The following is a 17620-nucleotide window of genomic DNA, read 5'->3' as shown; positions in this document are numbered from 1 at the left end:
TAAAAAGCCCGCGCAAATTGCGCGGGCTCTTGTCGTTCAGTGATAAGCGGCTGATTATTCGTCTTTATCCAGTTCAAAGACATCGTGCAGCGACTGCACGGCCAGTTCCAGATATTTGCGGTCAATCAGGACCGAGATCTTGATTTCCGAGGTGGCGATCACCTTGATGTTGATGCCTTCATCCGACAGCGTTTTGAACATGGTCGACGCCACGCCCGATTGCGACCGCATACCGATGCCTACGGCAGAGATTTTGCAAACCTCGGTGTCGGCAACCAGCTCGCTATAATTAATCTCACCGCTGTCTTTGGCTTCTTGCAGGGCTTTCTCGGCACGCATCACCTGATCCGTGGGGCAAGAGAAGGTCATGTCGGTGCGGCCTTCGTCGGCGATGTTCTGGATGATCATGTCGACATTCACACCAGCATCGGACAGCGGGCCAAAGATGGCGGCTGCGATGCCGGGGCGGTCGGCGACGGAGATCAGGGTCATCTTCGCCTCATCACGGGAATAGGCGATGCCGGATACGGGACGGTTTTCCATGGTTTCTTCCTCGTCGCAGACCAGAGTGCCTGCTTCATCAGACGGTTCTTCGAAAGAGCTGAGAACGCGTAGTTTCACTTTATAGCGCATCGCCAGTTCTACAGAGCGGGTTTGCAGGACCTTGGCGCCGAGCGAGGCCAGTTCCAGCATCTCTTCAAAAGAGATCTTGTCAAGTTTGCGCGCCTTGGGGCTGATGCGGGGGTCAGTGGTGTAGACACCGTCAACATCCGTGTAGATGTCGCAGCGTTCTGCACCAAAGGCAGCGGCGAAGGCGACGGCAGTGGTATCAGACCCACCACGGCCCAGCGTGGTGATGCGACCCTCAGGGCTGACACCTTGGAAACCGGCCACAACGGCGACCTTCATACCTTCAGCGAATTTGGCCGAGATGTTTTCCGGCGGGATCTCTTCGATCCGTGCCGAAGAATGGGCGTCGGTGGTTTTCACTGGCACCTGCCAGCCCTGCCAGCTGCGCGCCGGAACGCCCATTTCCTGCAAGGTCAGCGCCATCAGGCCGGCGGTTACATTTTCACCGGAGGAGACAACGGCGTCATATTCACGCGCGTCATACAGCGGCGAGGTCTCATTGACCCAGCCCACCAATTCGTTGGTCTTGCCGGACATTGCAGAAACGATGACGATTACGTCATAGCCTTTGGCAACCTCCAGCCCCACACGTTTGGCGGCGCGTTTGATCCGGTCGAGCGTGGCGACGGAAGTGCCGCCGAATTTCATCACGAGAACGGGCATGGTCTGTCCTAAACGTCTTTGATCGACGCGGGTTTAGTGAAAGGGGGGCTGTCGCGCAAGGGAGAATGCGGTTTTGCACGCTACGCTTGTACTCTGCCAGCGGCAGGGCATATGGCCGGGCCTGTTTGTCGCAGGACTGGGGGACTATTGAAAGGGACGCCGGTGAAAGGGGCGCGGGTGAAAGGGGCGCGGGTGCGCGGACCTAGTAAGCGTGGTCACGCCCGTCCCACGTCTGAAAGCAGCCGGTGGTGGTCAGGTCCAGCGCAGCGAAACGTGCCTGAAGGCCTATTGCACTTTCCTCCACGGTGATCTCTGCCTCTGTGCCGCCCATATCGGATTGTACCCAGCCGGGATGGTATATGCCCACCGCAATGCCCAGACCTTTTAGATCGGTGGCCAGATTGCGGCCCAGATTGAGCGCTGCCGCTTTTGAGGCACGGTAGATATAGGACCCACCGGGCGCGCGTGTGTGGGATGCCATCTGAGACGAGATAATGGCGATTTTGGCATTCTGCGCCAGTTGCAGGTTCGGCAGCAGTGTTTGCACGGTTTGGAAAACGCCGGTGACATTCACCGCAAAACTTTCTGCCCACATCGCCGCCTCATAGCCAGAGGCCAGCGATTGATGCTTGTCGAGGTAAACACCCGCGTTACAGACCAGCAGGTCTACCGGTTGACAGTCGAGCTGTTGTGCCAGACGCGGAAAATCCTCGGGCTTGCTGACATCAAGGGGCAGGAAACCTTCGGCGTTGCGGGCGGTGCCAAGCACCTGATCGCCCGCGGCAAGGTAGCGGGTGTATAGGGTGTGGCCGATGCCACGGTTTGCGCCGGTGATCACGATCTGCATGGGGCTGTCCTTACTCTGGATGCACGTTAGCGATAGCAGGATAGGATAGGACAACGCGGTAAAGCGCAAGGCTTGTGCCAATAAACGGTGCCGATACCCTGCGCAATGTATGCACGATGTGTGCTCAGTTCGTTTTGCGTTTCGGGCTGAAGGGCAGGGGGACCACGGGCACCCCATCCTCGATCAACTCTTTGGCTTCTTTCAGGTTCGCCTCGCCGTGGATGGCGCGTTCGGGCGCATCGCCGACGTGCATGGCGCGGGCCTCTTGGGCAAAGGTGTCACCGACATATTCTGAGTTTTCTTCAACTTGACGTTTGATCTCGGCCAGTTTGCGTTCCAGCGCCTGTTCCTGTTCAGAGCGCGGCGCGCTTAAGGAGAGTGCTTGGGGGGCATCTGTCGTGGACGAGGTGGGGGTGTTCGCCGAGGTGTTGGCAGAGGTGTTGGCAGAGGGTTCTGCCGCGCTTTCGGTGGCTTCGCGCACGGCTGCTTCGCGCTTGGTAGCCTCTGACTGACGCCCTGACTGCACGCGTGGTGCCATGATTGCCTTTTCCACCTCTGTGCTGCTGCAGCTGGTGCAGGTGATCAGCCCACGTGCCTGCAACGTGTCGAAGGCAGCGGCGGATTGAAACCAGCTGTCGAACCTGTGACCATTGCTGCATTTCAGGGTGTATTGGATCATCTTGGGTCTTTCCGGTGGCGGTGGTGGTGAAGATAGGTATCAGAAACGCCGTGCGCAGAATATATATTTGAGCAGGGTCCGCAATCAAATCGCGCGGCAGCGATAAATGCCGCAGCCAAGCGATCGGCCCGCCGGGCGACCCGTCCTTCCGCGTGCCTATTGTTTGCGTAAAATTGCAACGGATCTACTTTATTGAATAGATCTGATATTATTATGAATGCACATTAAGATGTTTATTACCTTAATTGCCAAGTTTTTGTTCTTAAACGCTTGTTTGCCACCTTGGGGGCTGTAGCTTTGGGGTGCTGCGGGGCGTGGGACGTGCCGCTTATACTTTTTAAGGTGGTTGAATCGCTATCAATCGAACTCGGGGAGAGTATGATGAAATTTCTGACAGTCTCTGCGCTGGCCCTTATCGCTGCCAGTGCGGCTTCGGCGGAGACGTTCCGCTGGGCCGGTAAAACCGATCCGCAGACAATGGATCCGCATGCCGTAAACTCAGCCCCTGTGCTGGGGTTCCTCAACAACGTCTATGAAGGTCTGGTACGTCGCGGTAAGGACATGGCAATCGAACCTGCGCTGGCCACCAGCTGGGAGCCGATTGGCGACGGTGAAGGCTGGCGGTTCACCCTGCGCGAAGGTGTGACCTTCCACGACGGGGCCACCTTTGATGCCGAAGATGTGGTGTTCAGCTATCAGCGCGCATCCTCAGAAGGGGCCGACACCCGCAGCTGGTTTGCGCCGGTATCAGACGTCAAAATGGTGGATACCTACACTGTTGACGTGTTGACCAAGGCCCCGAACCCGATCTTCCCTGATAGCATCGCCAACTGGATGATCATGGATAAAGGCTGGGCCGAGGCAAACAGCGCTGGCCTGCCCGACAAGGAAAACGGCAACTTCGCCACGCTGAATGCCAACGGCACCGGTGCCTTCATGGTCAGCGAGCGCCAGCCCGGCCTGACCACCACGCTGGTACCATTCAGCGGTTGGTGGGATGAGGTGGAGCATAATATCACATCTGCCACCTTTACCCCCATCGACAACCCCGCGACCGCTGTTGCGGCGCTCTTGTCTGGTGATGTGGATATGATCAACCCCGTGCCGATTCAGGATGCGGCCCGTGTCGATCAGCGCGACGGTCTGAAGGTTATCCGCGGGATCGAGGCGCGGGTGATCATGCTGGGTTTCGGTCATGAGGCGGATCAGCTGAAATATGGCGCGATGGCGGGCGAGAAGAACCCCTTCCAAGATGTGCGCGTGCGCGAGGCAGTGGCCAAATCGATCAACGTTGATGCCATCCGCCAGACCATCATGCGTGGGTCGGCAGAGGCGGCAAGTCAGCTGGTCAGCCCCGCCATGCGCGGCTATTCCAGCGCCAATGTGGACCGCCCCGCCTATGATCCCGAAGGCGCCAAGGCACTGCTGGCAGAGGCAGGTTATGCCGACGGTTTTTCCTTCGGTCTGAAATGCCCCAACAACCGCTATCTGAACGACGAAGCGGTCTGTCAGGCGGTGACCGGTATGCTGGCGCAGGTTGGCATCACTGCGGAACTGGATGCCATGCCGGTACAGAACTACTGGCCGGAACTGCGCGCTGATAACTTCGATATGTACATGCTGGGCTGGAGCCCGGGCACCTTTGATCACGAACACCCGGTGCGTTTCCTCGTCACCACCCCGAACTCTGAGAAGAAGCTGGGCTCTTGGAATTTCGGCGGCTTCTCGGACGATCGTGTGGATGAGCTGCTGCCGATGATCCAATCAGAGATTGACGACACCAAGCGTCAGGCGATGATTGATGAAACCGTGTCGATCTATCAGGATCAGCACGCCTATGTACCGCTCTACGTGCAGCCGCTGGTCTGGGGCACGCAGGGCAACATCGACCTGACTCAGCGTCCCGACAACTTCTTCATCCTGCGGTGGGTGACGGTGAACTGACCCCGCGCTGATGACGCCGGAAAATCAAACGCGCGCCCTGTTTCAGGGCGCGCGTTTTGTTTTGTCGAATAGCGGATGTGTTGCTGACTTACCCTTTGATGACTGGCGTCGGGCAAGAGGCCTGCACCTGTGCGCGACCCAAGTTGAACACCCAAGTGACCGTGCGGTTGCCGTTCGGGGCGCTGAAGGCACAACCGAAGGCGCCGTTGGTGTCGCATTTGCCGGGCAGAACACGGGATCCCAGACTGCGGCATTGGCGGGCAAACTTGTCGCGTTCGGCCACGGTGGGGAAGGTATAATCACCGCAGAGCGCATTGCGGGCGTCATAACAGCTGAGGCTGGCGCCGGTGCTGCTGTTCTGGGCGGCGGGACGCGGTTTTGGCGTTGATTGCGCCGCGGCAGCGGTGCGGGTTGACGGCGCCGGTGTTGCTGGTGGGGCATTGCGGGCTGCAATGATTGCGGCCGCCTGTTCAGCGGCGGAGGTGTCAGGATAGCGCTTGATCAGCGCCTGTAATGCGTTGTTTTCAGGTGATTTGCGCGCCTGTGCCAGTTCCTGTTCGGCGACTGCGCCCTCGAGCCCGTCATAACCAGCCAGAGCATCCACGACCGAGTTGCCAAGTTCCTGCGCGTGATTGAAGGATTGCACTTCTCGCGCCGCCATCGTTGGGCGACCGCAGGACTGGCTTTTCAAAACCCGCTCGAACCGGTCAACGGTTTTGGGGCCGTGTTTCAGCACGCAGTCATACGCGACATCATCACAATTGGTGATGCCACGCACATCTGCATCGCAGATCAACGCAAGGGTGGCGTCGGATCCCGGTGCTTCGGATGACCAGCTGGGTAGATATTCTTTGAAATAGGTGCCAACGCCGCGGCGGAAGGCGGCCTGTTCCTGTGGCAGATCAACGCCCGGTTCGACATCCACAATGACCGCGCCGCCTTGTGTCGTGACGCTCTTTTGTGGTGGGCTGAGAGAGGCCGCTGCGACCGGTACGGGGTCTTCGGTGCAGGCGGTGGTGAACAGGATAATAACGGCGGGAAATAATGCACGTTTCTGGAACAAAGTCTTCTCCCTTAAGAGTAGCGGAATAATTTTAGTGGAAACGATAACAGGCTATATGCGACAGAAGACAGAGTTATTTAGACAGGCGCCGTCTGAGAGCCGAGTATCCAAAGGCGGCGTTTCTGTTTGAGTGACCGCACGGCGCTGCGCACTTCGCGCTGCAACCTTGCTTTGGGTTTGCGACGTGCGCTATGCGTGCCGTCACGCAGGGCCTTCGGAAACGATGACCAGCGGGCGCATCTGTCGTGCGGCGCTGTCCCGCGAGATCTGCTGCATCAGGCCCGCATAGCCCGCCGCGCCTGACGGTGTAGTTGCAAGGCCCAAGGCGCTCAGTTCATTGGCGGCGGATTGGCCTTCCTCCTCTGACAGGCTCAGATAGGATACATCGCAGCGTTCCAGCACATCCCAGGCGACGATCGACGGTTCCTTGCAGTCAAGACGGCCCATGGCAGAATCCGGCCCCTCTCCCCGCGAGGGTTTGCCGGCCTTGTGGCTGGCCTGCAGGCAGGCTGCAGCGGTGGGTTCGACGACGATCAATTCAGGCTGTTCTGCCCAGTTCAGCCGGATCATATGGGCCATCGCGGCTGCCAGTCCGCCAACGCCTGCCTGCAGGTATACATGGGTCGGCCAGCAGCCAGAGGTTTCAAAAACCTCGCGCAACTCTTCGGCAATGACGCAGTAGCCTTCCATTACCCACTTCGGGATCTCTGTGTAGCCAGGCCATGTGCCGTCGGCCAGCAATGTGGCCCCGCTTGCCTCTGTGTCGGCAATCGCGGCGGCGACGCTTTCGTCATAGACATCGCCGGAGCGCACCACCTCCGCACCAAGCGCTGTCAGGCGCTGGGCGAATGCCTCTGGCACAGTGCGGGCAAGATGGATGCGCGCACGCGCCCCGACCGCCTGCGCGCCCACCGCGACGCCCATGCCGTGATTGCCTGCGCTGGCACAGACAAAGGTGAAGGACGCGGCAAAGTCGCGGACGTCGCTGTCCGTCAGGCGGGCGGAGCTCAGTGCCTCGCCGGTATTGTGCTGCCAGGCCTGATCAATCAGTCGTGCGATCGCGTAGGGCGCCCCCAGCGCCTTGAAAGCGCCAAGGCCCATGCGCTGTGTTTCGTCCTTGGCCCAAACCGTCACCCCCTGCGGACCGGTAATATCCCGCAAGGCGGAGACCGCGTAGGCCTCTTGCGACCGAAAAAACGCAACGGCGCGGGCAACATCCGGTGCGAAACGCAGGTCATCACTGTCAGTCATCTCAGGCCTATCCTCTGCAATGGTGCAGCATAGTTTCTGTCACTTTGACTGTACATTTTTTGCATTATCTTCCTTAATTGCGAAATAATAAATCGCTTGAAGGCTTGAGTTGCGGGGTTTTTTGCATGGCTGTGGAACTTGATGATGCGGATCTGACAATCCTGAGGACGCTGCAAGACGATTGTCGAGTCGGGTTGGAGCATCTGGCGCATCTGTGTCATCTGTCTGTCCCTTCGGTGCAACGGCGGCTGAAGCGGTTGCGCAACTCTGGCCTGATCCAGAAGGAAGTGGCGCTGCTGGATCCTGCGCAGTTCGAGTATAAGATGACATTTATCGTATCGGTCGAATTGGACCGCGAGTCACTGCACCAACTTGACCTCTTCCGCAAACGGGCGCGCGCCGAACCGCAGGTACAGCAGTGCTATTATGTCACTGGCGAGACGGACTTTGTCCTCATCTGCGCAGCGCAGGATATGTCGGATTTCGAAGCGTTGACCCACCGTTTGTTTTTTGAGAATTCCAATGTGCGCCGGTTCCGCACATCGGTGGTGATGGATCGCACCAAGGTCGGACTGGCTCTGCCGATCTGAGCGACTGGGCGGCCACTGCGTCGGAGTTATGCAAAGGGATCTCTCACAGCGGTCTGGATGAGAAAAATACTGTCGGATCCGGCGAAAAATGATGCATCCTGTGCATCATCGCCTTGTATCAATAGCCCTATCCCAACAAGGCACCACCCGGCGGTACAGATATGACGATCCCTGCACGCGGCTTCCGCGACGAAGAATTTGCCACACGCACCGCTTTGGCACAGGCCAGAATGGCGGCGGCTGGCATGGTTGGGATACTGCTGAGCACAGAGGCAGAGGTGCGCTATTTCAGCGGCTTCCACACGCTGTTCTGGCAAAGCCCAACACGGCCATGGTTCCTGTTTGTGCCGGTTGAGGGCAAGCCGATTGCGATTATCCCCGACATCGGCGCTGATCTGATGCGCCGGACCTGGATCGACGATATCCGAACCTGGGGCGCGCCTGCGCCTGCGGATGACGGCATCAGCCTGCTGGTTGATCTATTGCATGGATACGCTGCGCGGGGTGACACTATAGGGGTGATGAAAGGGCACGAAACCCAGCTGCGGATGCCGCTTGGGGAGTATGAACGGCTCTTGGCGGAGCTCGACGGGATGCACGTCGCCGATGCAACGGAGATCATCCGCAGTCTACGGATGGTGAAATCCGCGGCAGAGATTGAAAAGCTCTCGCATATCTGCGCCATCGGATCGCGGACATTTGCACAGGTGTCGCAATTCGCGCAGGAAGGTCAGCCGTTGGAAGAGGTGTTCCGGGCGTTTCGCCGCGCAGCTTTGGCGCAGGGTGCAGATGATGTGCCGTACCTGGTCGGCGGGGCAGATGCGGGAGGCTATCATGATGTCATTTCTCCGCCAACGTCGCGCCCATTGGCATGTGGCGATGTTCTGATGATGGACACTGGCGCGGTTTGGGACGGGTATTATTGCGACTTTGATCGTAATTGGGCCATCGGGCATGGCGATGATGCTTCCCGCCGGGCCTATGACGTTTTGTGGCGCGCAACAGAGGCCGGGATCGCTGCCGCGCACCCCGGCGCAACCTGCCGTGATCTGTTCAACGCGATGCACCGCGTCATCGCCGAGCTAGACGATCAGGGGGGTGATGTCGGGCGGTTGGGGCATGGGCTGGGGATGCAGTTGACCGAATGGCCGTCCCATTGCAACTGGGACGAAACAGAAATTGTGGAAAATATGGTTCTGACACTAGAACCTTCGCTGAGCTATGGCGCGGGGCGGATCATGGTGCATGAGGAAAACATCGTTGTCCGCGAAAACGGTGCGGTCCTCTTGACCCAACGAGCGGCGCCAGAGCTGCCTGTGATCTGAGGCTGTGATCTGAGGCCGTGATCTGCCATGAATGGGGTACTGTGAGAAGTGAAACTGGATTTTCAAACCGATGACGGCATCGGCACCCGCGCGAACCTCGGGGTGATCGTGCTGGAAACCGATGAAACGCTGGAGCATGAATTCGCTCGCCTGCTGAACCATGCAGGCGTCGCGCTGTATCACAGCCGCATTCCGATGGTGCCTGACATCCGTCCTGACACATTGGCCCGGATGGAACGCGATCTTCCTGCCTCGGCGAAACTGTTACCACCCGCGCTCAGCTTTAATGTCATCGGGTTTGGTTGCACCTCCGCTTCGACGGTGATCGGATCGGATAATGTCGCAAAGGCGATCCAAACCGTTTGCCCAACTGCCAAGATCACGGACCCCCTTGCCGCGCTTATCGCGGCGGGGCGATCGCTCGGCGCCCGCAAGCTGGGGTTTGTGACGCCCTATATTGCCTCGGTGTCCGCAGGCATGCGCGGCAGGCTCGAAGAGGCGGGTTTCGAGATAACAGGTTTCGGCTCTTTTGAGGAGGGAAACGACCGCGTTGTCGCCCGCATCACCGAGGCGTCAATCTTGCAAGCGATTGAGAATGTCGCTGCACAGGCACCCTGTGATGCGGTTGTCGTATCCTGCACGAATCTGCGGTGTTTGGATGTGATTGCAAAGGCCGAGGCGCGCATTGGTGTGCCGGTCCTTTCCAGCAATCAGGCGCTAGCATGGCACATGCTGAGACTGGCGGGCATTGAGGAGACGAGCGATGCGTTCGGTGCGCTGCTGCGGGTTGATCCGTCGGTTTAGATCCGCGGGGCGGCTAAAATGCCCCAAATACCCTATGAAATACGCAACCAGTGTTTAAAATTCGCCTTTCCTACAGTCGTGATAGATATGTCTACCTCTTCTTGGAATAGAGATAGCTGTTTTGGATCATTATCCTTCGTCTCTGTCGTAGCGCCACTGTGGCGCCTTTGTCGTTGAGTTCCTCTACGATGTTCAGCAAGTCGCGGATATCACGACCTAGCCTATCAAGTGAATGAGCGACCACACGCTCGCCCTCACGGCAAAATGCCATCATGTCGTTCAGTCCTAGACGCGCACTTCATGGGCCGGTCAGCTTATCTTCGAATAACTTTTCAACTTTGGATTGATTTATGAGTTAACGATACAATTTTTGGTAAGCTGGAGAAATGAGGGACGTGAAAGCTGGGTTGGAATTTGACCGAGCGCAAGAATATGTGACACACGGTCTTCGGAAAAATGCAACCATCGAGCTCTATCTAGCTGGTTGTGACGACGAGATGGTTAAAGCAGTTACAGGCCATTCTGGTGTGGAAATGCTAAAAAAGTATGGTGGTCAAGTTCGCCAGCGAGAGCTGGCAAGGCGTGCACAGAGCGCTCGCAATTCAAAAGAACAAGACGGGACCGAAACGTGAAAGTTTCAACGGTTGTTTCAAAAACGGCAGTGAAGGAGAAGGTTAATGACGCAAGTCATTGATTTTATTGGAGGCGAGTACCGGATTATGCTTGGGTGTCAGTAAAAATAATATTTATCAAATACTTATGCAGTTTCCTCTTGTGTAATATCGCACAGGAAATCGCACAATCGATCACCGTGATGAATTGCTGAATGTGTACAAGACTTATGTAATTTTTCCCCAGAGACAACTTATGTGAACTAGAAGATGTGTTTCTTTAGTGGTTCACCGAACAGATGGTGTGTTGGTGTTCTGTATCGAACCATGAAAGGGGTAGGGTAGGCCGTTACCAAGGTTCAGAGGATCACAAAGATGATTCAAAGTGCAATCGACGCATCGCGCGATGATGCCGTTCATTCGCGCTGCTTTTGGCAGTGATGACGGGAAAGCACTTCACTCATTCCGTGGTACTCTCAAGGACATGCTTCGGAACGCCGGAGTCACAAAGGAACTGAGCGATTTCTTTACCGGACATGGTTCTGGTGATGTAGCTGGTGACTACGGTGAAGCTCATAGCCTTGAGAAACGATATGAGGCTATAAATAAGGTTGATATTGGCTTCTTGGGGCAGCTTGGGTGGGCTGGTACCTAGTCGCTGCCATTCTGCCTTCTGAGCTTCAAGCTTACGATGTCCTTGTAACGGCTGGGATCGAATGCTGCGCCTGTATCCCATGACAAGGCAGTTTCCTGCTTGAATATAGTGATCACAGTATCCCGCACTTCACCGGGTGTTGGTCTCGGTGTTGTGCCTGCTAGGCTTTCTTCAACGAACTCTATAACCAGCCCCATACGCTCAAGATCATTCTCAGACATGCTGCGCACCACCGAACCATCTAACAGCGCGCTGGGTGAAACTCCGTAGGTGGCAGCCAGATCGACAAGGCGTTGAGATGACACACCCGTATCTCCGGCCTCTATGCGACTGAGTGTACTTTGAGACATCCCCAGCCGCTTTGCTGTTTCTGTGACCGTTAACTTTGCGTTCAGCCGCGCTTCTTTGAGTGTTTCGTGCAGCATTGTGCGGCCTCAGGTCTCTAGTGTTGCGACCCATAATGCACAAAATGCATGAACCGGGAAGTTGAAAGGTGTCCAAAACTGCTATTCCTCAATTGCGAATCATGCATTATGCGCATATTGCATGATACATGAAGTTGGACGATTACCTTAACGCTAATGGTATTTCCGGAGCGGACTTTGCGGACCGCATCGGCGTAAATGCTGCAACGGTGTATCGGATACGGACGGGCCGTGTGTTTCCACATCAAAAAACTATTCGCGCGATTATCGCAGCGACTGAAGGTGCGGTGACCGTGAATGACCTACTTCTGAGCCAGCAACAGCCTATCAGGAAGAAGGAGAACCTATGACACCAGAAGCCATTGCATTGATTGCCGCATATTTCACCTGCTCAGAAGCTGCTGAACTGCGCGTTCTGGAACGTACTGAGGCAGAAGCATGTGCCGCTGCTTATATGGAGATCAAAGTCGGGTTTGTGCCAAACGTCGATATGCAAGCCTACCAATCGATGACCCCAGAAGAACGTGCAGATGTAAACCGACGCGGTTACGCCGCTTATGTAGCTTGGCGTGCAGCCAACCCTGATTTGGTATCACAGATGGAAGCAGAGGCCCGTCAAAGACTGCTGCAAGCGGACGGTTGACCAAGTTCATCATGCATCTCAGGGATGACTGATACAGTGCGGGTGAAAAAATGGCACCAATGGATTTGGGATCGCCTGTTTCAATCCGATCTATTGCCCAGATTCACGAACGAACAATGGATTGAACAGATCGAACTGGCCCTACAATCACGCCGGTGTCAGCAGAGCAGTTTGTTTTCCCATCGCTGGGTTTCCATGACCCATGCAGAAAAAATTCTGTGGGTCCGTAGAAGACAAGCTGCCCTTTTGATCATCTGGGCAAGAGGTGGGAAGCTTGGCTTTCAGGAGCCGGGATTAAAGTTACAAGAGGCAATGAATGACATCGACCGATAACCCAGTCCGTCTGTCGTTGGTGCCATCATCCTCGCGCCAAGCCATCCTTGAACGCCTGTTCGAGCGCGCGCATATCCGGCGTCAGATGGGGATGCGACCTCTGGACATCCAGTTCTCATATTGGAAACGGGTCCAAAGGATGGAGGTGCAGGAATTTGAACGACTACTTGCACCTTTGTTGCAGGACGCTCTTGAAACCATCGAATGGCCGGATGAACGGGGTGCACGGCTTTTCCTCGTCAAACAACTCCATGATCAAGCTGCAGTGCGCCTCAAACAAAGCTATGGTTTACATGATCCACGATCCAAGCCACCTGACTTTGAGCATATGTTGTGCGGACTAGCCCCGGGAAAAGTGATCTGCATGGCTGAATATAAAGGGCGGCATACCACCACCCTATCATAGTGGTTTCAAGAGAGAGCCATCCACTGATTGCTCATTTCAGCATTGCCTATTTTAGTGACTATTGTTCTTTTTGCATCTCTAAGGTCTTACGATATTTCGAATCAAAAACCCCCACAGAAAGTTCAGTCTGATTTTTAAAAATTTATCAGTTGCAACTGTGAATCTTGGGATGTTTCAAAGTGAAATATTTTGCGATCATCTTCAGTAGCGTTAGATGGGTCAATATTGCTGTCTTAAGGAAATTTTGGAGAACTTTTCTAAGTTGTTGTTTTTACTTAAATCTGGGGTGAAACAAAACCGTTCTTGACGAATGAAACGGCGTTTTTTCAGTTTCATTCATCAAGAAAAAACCATTTTAAATCAATCTATTGAAGGTTGATCACGGACTCAAATTGCCCCTTGTCGGACTGCTTGCTCGCTCCTACCTTTGATAGTGAGCGCAGAAAGAACATGCGTGCCACCCGCTGGGTCCAACTCCCAGGTATCATCAGACGAGGATATAAGATGATGAATAAGAACTTCGGGGGAGTACCCCCACCATGAACATGTGATCTTTGGTCTCTTGGCCGTTTCATGGCTACGTCAGCCACGCCCCATCCGGGTTTTGGAAACAGTCAGGAAACCTGTCCCATTCAATGAAGAGATTTTCGCAACTGGCAGCCCTAACCCGGCGACCAGAACTGTGAACTGCATCCCATCGTAGGTGCATCTCTTGGTGCGCATTTCGTGCGCTCAAATCTCATGTGAACACAAACAGCGTTGGCCCGGTTTTAATTCGGGCCAATGGCCGGACACTTTTGTCCTAACCCATGTAAAAAGGAAAACCACATGGAAAACACTATCCCGTCAGAAACTCAACCGATGCCGAAAGATGGTCCGGTTGAGTTGAACACTGCGCCGGAGGCCACTTCAGAGTGTAATGAACCGGGCACGTCACCAGTCTGCCGATATCTCTACAACTACTACATGGAGCATGAGGTTCAGTGGGATGTAGAGTTTGGGGCCCATATTTATTGGGCATGGCGAGCAGCATTTGACGAATATGTTGATTATGGTGTCGTCAAGGACAGTTTCGATGATCACGTTGTTAGCCAAGCTCTCAAGAATCTTGATGAAACAGAGACAGACCTTTCACCCGAGCAGGAGGCTCTGGCAAGAGAGTACTTAGAAACTGAAATGGATCGATTTCCCGGCGTAGCAGGTCTGGCCATGATGGCCGCTGCCTATGATCTGGAGCGACGACTGTTAACATTTGTGAAAGACCTGAAAGCCAGTGAGGCAACTGTAAACTGACCGTCTAGCGCGAAGTGAGGCCAACTTCGCGCAGATGCTCAATGCGCTGGTGTATGATATATAGGACTTTGCCACGGCGTGGGTCAGCGGCTTGTTACCAAAGAACAGATGGGAACCTTAGTCTGGGTTCTCAGCTTCTTCAGACATCAAATACTCAAGTGCGTCCTGAACTAATTGGCTGAGTGTGCGACCTGTCTGCAAAGCGTGAATCTTCGCCTCTAGGATTAGTTCATCTGGAATGTTCCGAAATGTATGGCGGGTGCTGGACATCTAATTTCCTCCTTTGTGCGCTCTCTCGTATTTAGGGGCCAAGGCTGATTTGCAGCCGCAGTTTCACAAGGTAGACACGTAACATCCGGCGTCACACTAAATAGCCGTGACAGGTCGAACTTCGGTCACATGGCGTATCTGGTGGCGCTGTTACCCGATCTGATCACAGCTTCTGAGGGGTGAAGAATGCGCGAAATTGATTTTGCTGAGCACCTGAGAGAGCCGGGTGTCGATCTAGGCATTGAGCCTGCGTACCATCAAAGGTTTATCCGCCGATGCGCAACACCACAAAAGCGCAATGATCTCTGGGACCATTGGATCGCACCATCATTGGTCATCCAAGACCTTAATCTACATGTACCAATGCATGAAGACAAAGCATCCAGCTTTTCTCATCATGGCAGTGCACGCGCAGTTGATCTTCTTAACAAGGATGAAGCGGCACAGGTTGCCTTCTCTTTGTTCAGCAACCCAATGCTAGAACCAGCATTTCAATACGATGATGGAACTTGGCAACGCCCAAAAGAAAGATGCGCGGTGGCCCCGTTCTGGGTGTTCACGTTCGAAGCTGACCAAACGGACCTTCAGACGCAGTGTGACTGGATTTGGTTGAAATCCCCTAGTGGAAAGACATTAGTAGACCAATTGGATCAATACCTCGCTCAGCACTATAGGGATTACCGTGGGTACACGGTTGTTTGGTCCGGCAATAAGTCACTTCACATTCATTTGCTGTTTTCCAGCATCCACCTGGACCGACGCGCGACAGAAGTTCATGCACGACTGAATGGTAAGAATCCAGAAGCGCAACTGCGTGACCACTGGCAAGGTGATATCGATCAAGGTATGATCTGGGATTATTACTCAGCGTGCTGGGACACTTTGGATGATATCATCCCCAAAGTCACAGGTATCGAGACCAAGTTCGACCACAATCTGCGTTACCTCCATCAGAAAAGACGCCTGCCGTGGGGGCTTCGAGTTGCACAGGCTGACAATGCCCATGGCTTCAGAGCAGGCGATCTCATTCCCCAAATTGTTCTTGAAGAAGGACTGCGGAAAACATCTGCCAAACGTGCGAAAGGTTACTTCCTAAGTGCCAGTGACGCCAACTCTATGCCACCAACTCAGGTTGCAAAATCATCCTCAGATCGACGCACTTTTGATCTATGTGCAGATGATCTCCTCCCGGCGCTGACAGACTATTTGCGTACGGGTTGGGGTACAGATTATCCAAAGCCTGCAGCCATCACTGAAGAAGTGAATGGGTTAACGGTCTGGTTTCACAATAGCCCTGCCGATCAGAACCCAAGCTCATTCATCGCTGAGGACTATCGATCTATGCTTTGGCGTGGTCGCGGCGTGCCTGACGGTGAAACTTATAAACTGCTTCCGGACACATCCTTTACGTTGGGTGAACTTCTGGTTGAGCTACAGACAGAAATTGATGCACGAAACGGCCATCTAAGAGCAGAAAACCACCAACCAACGACAAAACGCTATGGATCATCACTGCGCCTCTTCTCAAAACATCTCCTAACCACAGCCCCTCAACACATTCGGTCGGCCATGTCGATCTTGGCGTGGGATGTATCGCAGAGATTTGCGCGCAATATGATCGTCAGCGCCGAGGGTGGAGGGAAGACAACTGCGGCTATTCGTGATGCTGGCCGGTTCCGGTTGGACGATATGCTGACAAATTTCTTCTCCGGTGACAAACTGGTTGCGCCTGACAATGGGTTTCAAGTCGTAGCAGCATCATCATATAAACAAGCAAAAGAGCACTATGACGCCTACCATACATGGTGGCTTCAGCAGACCGATCATGCATCCATAGACCTACCTGCGCCGGTGTTGCTGACCTCATTCTCTGAACTCTATGGGCAATATTGTGCAAGGAACGATATCAGCCACATCACCTATGCAGACGCATTAAGAATGGGTTTCAACTCATTGGTGGAGGCTGTGGCGACCAAACAGCCAGCCATCTTCAAAGACCTCACTACAGAGAAAAACGAAAGCTGGGTGGTTCCCGGCGTTGGTGGTACCACTTTCAATGGGTTCCAGCATTCAACCAGCGTCATCCTATTCACCAGTCATGACATGGCGCAGAACTTCAATCAGCCATCCGTATCCAAAGCTTGGTTACATCCTTCCTTCGACGATACTGCCCTTAATGATCCAAAGGTCTGGTCGGAATTAGCCCTTCAGTTCAGGCTTTATCGTGTCATTCATGACGAAGCATCTCTTGATGATCTGGTGCATATTAAGCCTGCGCGCGATGTAAAAACCGCCAAGAAATTCCGTAAACTGGTGAAGAAACTAACTGGGCAAGATTGGTCAAAGGTCAACCAGTCCCAGCGTTATCAGATTTTTTCTGATCATGGTTCGGATAAGATGAAGACGCTTGGGTTTCATGATCTGAACCAGATTATCGACATTGGGTTTGACAGTCAGGATTTGATCTCTGTGGATTTTCATCAACATCCGTTCGGGATCAATAACACTGAAGATGCGATGTATCTCAGTTCACATGGTACATCCTTCTATCTCAAAGTGCGCAATTGGTGGTTCCAGCAACGTGCCAGATTACTGATCACCACCACAGAAGCATTGGTTGCTCAGATCGCCCGGTCCATCAAGAATCCTAACAATCCTACCCGGGCGGCTATCAGGGTGCACAGGCTGGACAGGGAAGAGTTTACATCCTCAGACAGCATTCGACTGCGACGGGATAAGAGGGCTTCTAAAGATAAAATTGACAGACTGGTGCAGGATCGTTTGGGTGATGGTATGGACTTCGTCATCACCGATATGGCGAATGATCTTAACGGAAGTGTCAGCAGCCATATCAGCGCCCGTGGTCGTAACGACCTGAAACAGGTCAATATCAGCACAGTCCTGACCTTCCTTGCAAAGGACGAATATTGCAGACTCAATGTCATTGCTCAGAAGTTCGGCATCAAGGATGTCTACGGTGACTTTTATCGGGATAGGCTGAATCAAGCAGTTGGTCGCAACCGTGGCCTTAGAAAACATCCTGAGACGCCGTATGACCATGAAATCATTGTATCCCCTACACTGTACCGTTGTCTTGGTGGATCAGACTTCTTTGCGTCAGGTCGTTATCCAGCCTATCTTGTTCCTTAAGTTTGCCGCCACCCGCAGATCAGGTTCGCAGGCGAACC

17 protein-coding genes are annotated in these 17620 nt (G+C 54.3%); 10 read left to right on the top strand and 7 right to left on the bottom strand.

Annotated features, from left to right (window positions below; genetic code table 11):
* Positions 1-54 precede the first annotated feature (54 nt).
* From MHM86_RS05345 to MHM86_RS05335, 3 genes are all read right to left on the bottom strand, one after another.
* Complete coding sequence (locus tag MHM86_RS05345; protein WP_239196671.1) at positions 55-1293, bottom strand: aspartate kinase; 1239 nt, start codon at positions 1291-1293, stop codon at positions 55-57.
* A gap of 202 nt (positions 1294-1495) precedes the next feature.
* A complete protein-coding gene (locus MHM86_RS05340; RefSeq protein ID WP_239196669.1) occupies positions 1496-2140 on the bottom strand; it encodes an SDR family NAD(P)-dependent oxidoreductase in 645 nt (214 codons plus the stop codon).
* Positions 2141-2264: 124 nt separating this feature from the next.
* The gene (locus tag MHM86_RS05335; RefSeq protein WP_239196667.1) at positions 2265-2819 is read right to left on the bottom strand and encodes a DUF1178 family protein; all 555 of its coding nucleotides are present in this window, start codon (positions 2817-2819) and stop codon (positions 2265-2267) included.
* 378 nt (positions 2820-3197) lie between these two features.
* On the opposite strand from MHM86_RS05335, the gene MHM86_RS05330 reads away from it, so the two are divergent.
* The gene (locus tag MHM86_RS05330) at positions 3198-4763 is read left to right on the top strand and encodes an ABC transporter substrate-binding protein (protein ID WP_239196665.1); all 1566 of its coding nucleotides are present in this window, start codon (positions 3198-3200) and stop codon (positions 4761-4763) included.
* 88 nt (positions 4764-4851) lie between these two features.
* Here the strand turns inward: MHM86_RS05330 and MHM86_RS05325 are convergent, their stop codons facing one another.
* Positions 4852-5826, bottom strand: coding sequence for a hypothetical protein (locus tag MHM86_RS05325; RefSeq protein WP_239196663.1), 975 nt, complete (start codon positions 5824-5826; stop codon positions 4852-4854).
* 201 nt (positions 5827-6027) lie between these two features.
* On the bottom strand, positions 6028-7077 hold the full coding sequence (locus MHM86_RS05320) for a diaminopropionate ammonia-lyase (protein ID WP_239196661.1): 1050 nt from the start codon (positions 7075-7077) through the stop codon (positions 6028-6030).
* A gap of 125 nt (positions 7078-7202) precedes the next feature.
* Here MHM86_RS05320 and MHM86_RS05315 point away from each other — a divergent pair, with 125 nt between their 5' ends.
* The 3 genes from MHM86_RS05315 (at position 7203) to MHM86_RS05305 (ending at position 9796) form a co-directional block, all read left to right on the top strand.
* Complete coding sequence (locus MHM86_RS05315; RefSeq protein WP_239196659.1) at positions 7203-7667, top strand: Lrp/AsnC family transcriptional regulator; 465 nt, start codon at positions 7203-7205, stop codon at positions 7665-7667.
* Positions 7668-7828: 161 nt separating this feature from the next.
* Positions 7829-8992 carry a Xaa-Pro peptidase family protein gene (locus tag MHM86_RS05310; RefSeq protein ID WP_239196657.1) on the top strand — a complete coding sequence of 388 codons (1164 nt, stop codon included), beginning with the start codon at positions 7829-7831 and terminating at the stop codon, positions 8990-8992.
* A 48-nt stretch (positions 8993-9040) separates the two neighbouring features.
* Entirely contained in the window at positions 9041-9796 is a 756-nt protein-coding gene (locus MHM86_RS05305) for an aspartate/glutamate racemase family protein (protein WP_239196655.1), read from the top strand.
* 91 nt (positions 9797-9887) lie between these two features.
* Here MHM86_RS05305 and MHM86_RS17135 read toward each other — a convergent pair whose 3' ends face one another.
* Positions 9888-10079, bottom strand: coding sequence for a recombinase family protein (locus MHM86_RS17135; protein ID WP_370644056.1), 192 nt, complete (start codon positions 10077-10079; stop codon positions 9888-9890).
* A 112-nt stretch (positions 10080-10191) separates the two neighbouring features.
* Here MHM86_RS17135 and MHM86_RS05300 point away from each other — a divergent pair, with 112 nt between their 5' ends.
* Complete coding sequence (locus MHM86_RS05300) at positions 10192-10428, top strand: hypothetical protein (protein WP_239196653.1); 237 nt, start codon at positions 10192-10194, stop codon at positions 10426-10428.
* Positions 10429-11058: 630 nt separating this feature from the next.
* Here MHM86_RS05300 and MHM86_RS05295 read toward each other — a convergent pair.
* Entirely contained in the window at positions 11059-11487 is a 429-nt protein-coding gene (locus tag MHM86_RS05295) for a helix-turn-helix domain-containing protein (RefSeq protein WP_239196651.1), read from the bottom strand.
* A gap of 346 nt (positions 11488-11833) precedes the next feature.
* On the opposite strand from MHM86_RS05295, the gene MHM86_RS05290 reads away from it, so the two are divergent.
* The 5 genes from MHM86_RS05290 to MHM86_RS05270 all read left to right on the top strand — a co-directional run bounded on the left by MHM86_RS05290 (position 11834) and on the right by MHM86_RS05270 (position 17582).
* Positions 11834-12130, top strand: a complete 297-nt coding sequence (locus MHM86_RS05290; RefSeq protein WP_239196649.1) for a hypothetical protein — start codon at positions 11834-11836, stop codon at positions 12128-12130.
* A 24-nt stretch (positions 12131-12154) separates the two neighbouring features.
* On the top strand, positions 12155-12463 hold the full coding sequence (locus MHM86_RS05285; RefSeq protein WP_239196647.1) for a hypothetical protein: 309 nt from the start codon (positions 12155-12157) through the stop codon (positions 12461-12463).
* The gene (locus MHM86_RS05280) at positions 12447-12869 is read left to right on the top strand and encodes a hypothetical protein (protein WP_239196645.1); all 423 of its coding nucleotides are present in this window, start codon (positions 12447-12449) and stop codon (positions 12867-12869) included. Before MHM86_RS05285 ends, MHM86_RS05280 begins: the two co-directional genes overlap by 17 nt.
* Positions 12870-13697: 828 nt before the next feature.
* Positions 13698-14162, top strand: coding sequence for a hypothetical protein (locus MHM86_RS05275; RefSeq protein WP_239196643.1), 465 nt, complete (start codon positions 13698-13700; stop codon positions 14160-14162).
* Between the two features lie 456 nt (positions 14163-14618).
* On the top strand, positions 14619-17582 hold the full coding sequence (locus tag MHM86_RS05270; RefSeq protein WP_239196641.1) for a hypothetical protein: 2964 nt from the start codon (positions 14619-14621) through the stop codon (positions 17580-17582).
* Positions 17583-17620: the final 38 nt, after the last annotated feature.

The sequence above is a fragment of the Thalassobius sp. Cn5-15 genome (assembly GCF_022347685.1).
Taxonomy (GTDB): Bacteria; Pseudomonadota; Alphaproteobacteria; order Rhodobacterales; family Rhodobacteraceae; genus Thalassobius.
Note: the sequence above shows the minus strand (reverse complement) of the source record. Positions and strands in the feature narration are given on the sequence as shown.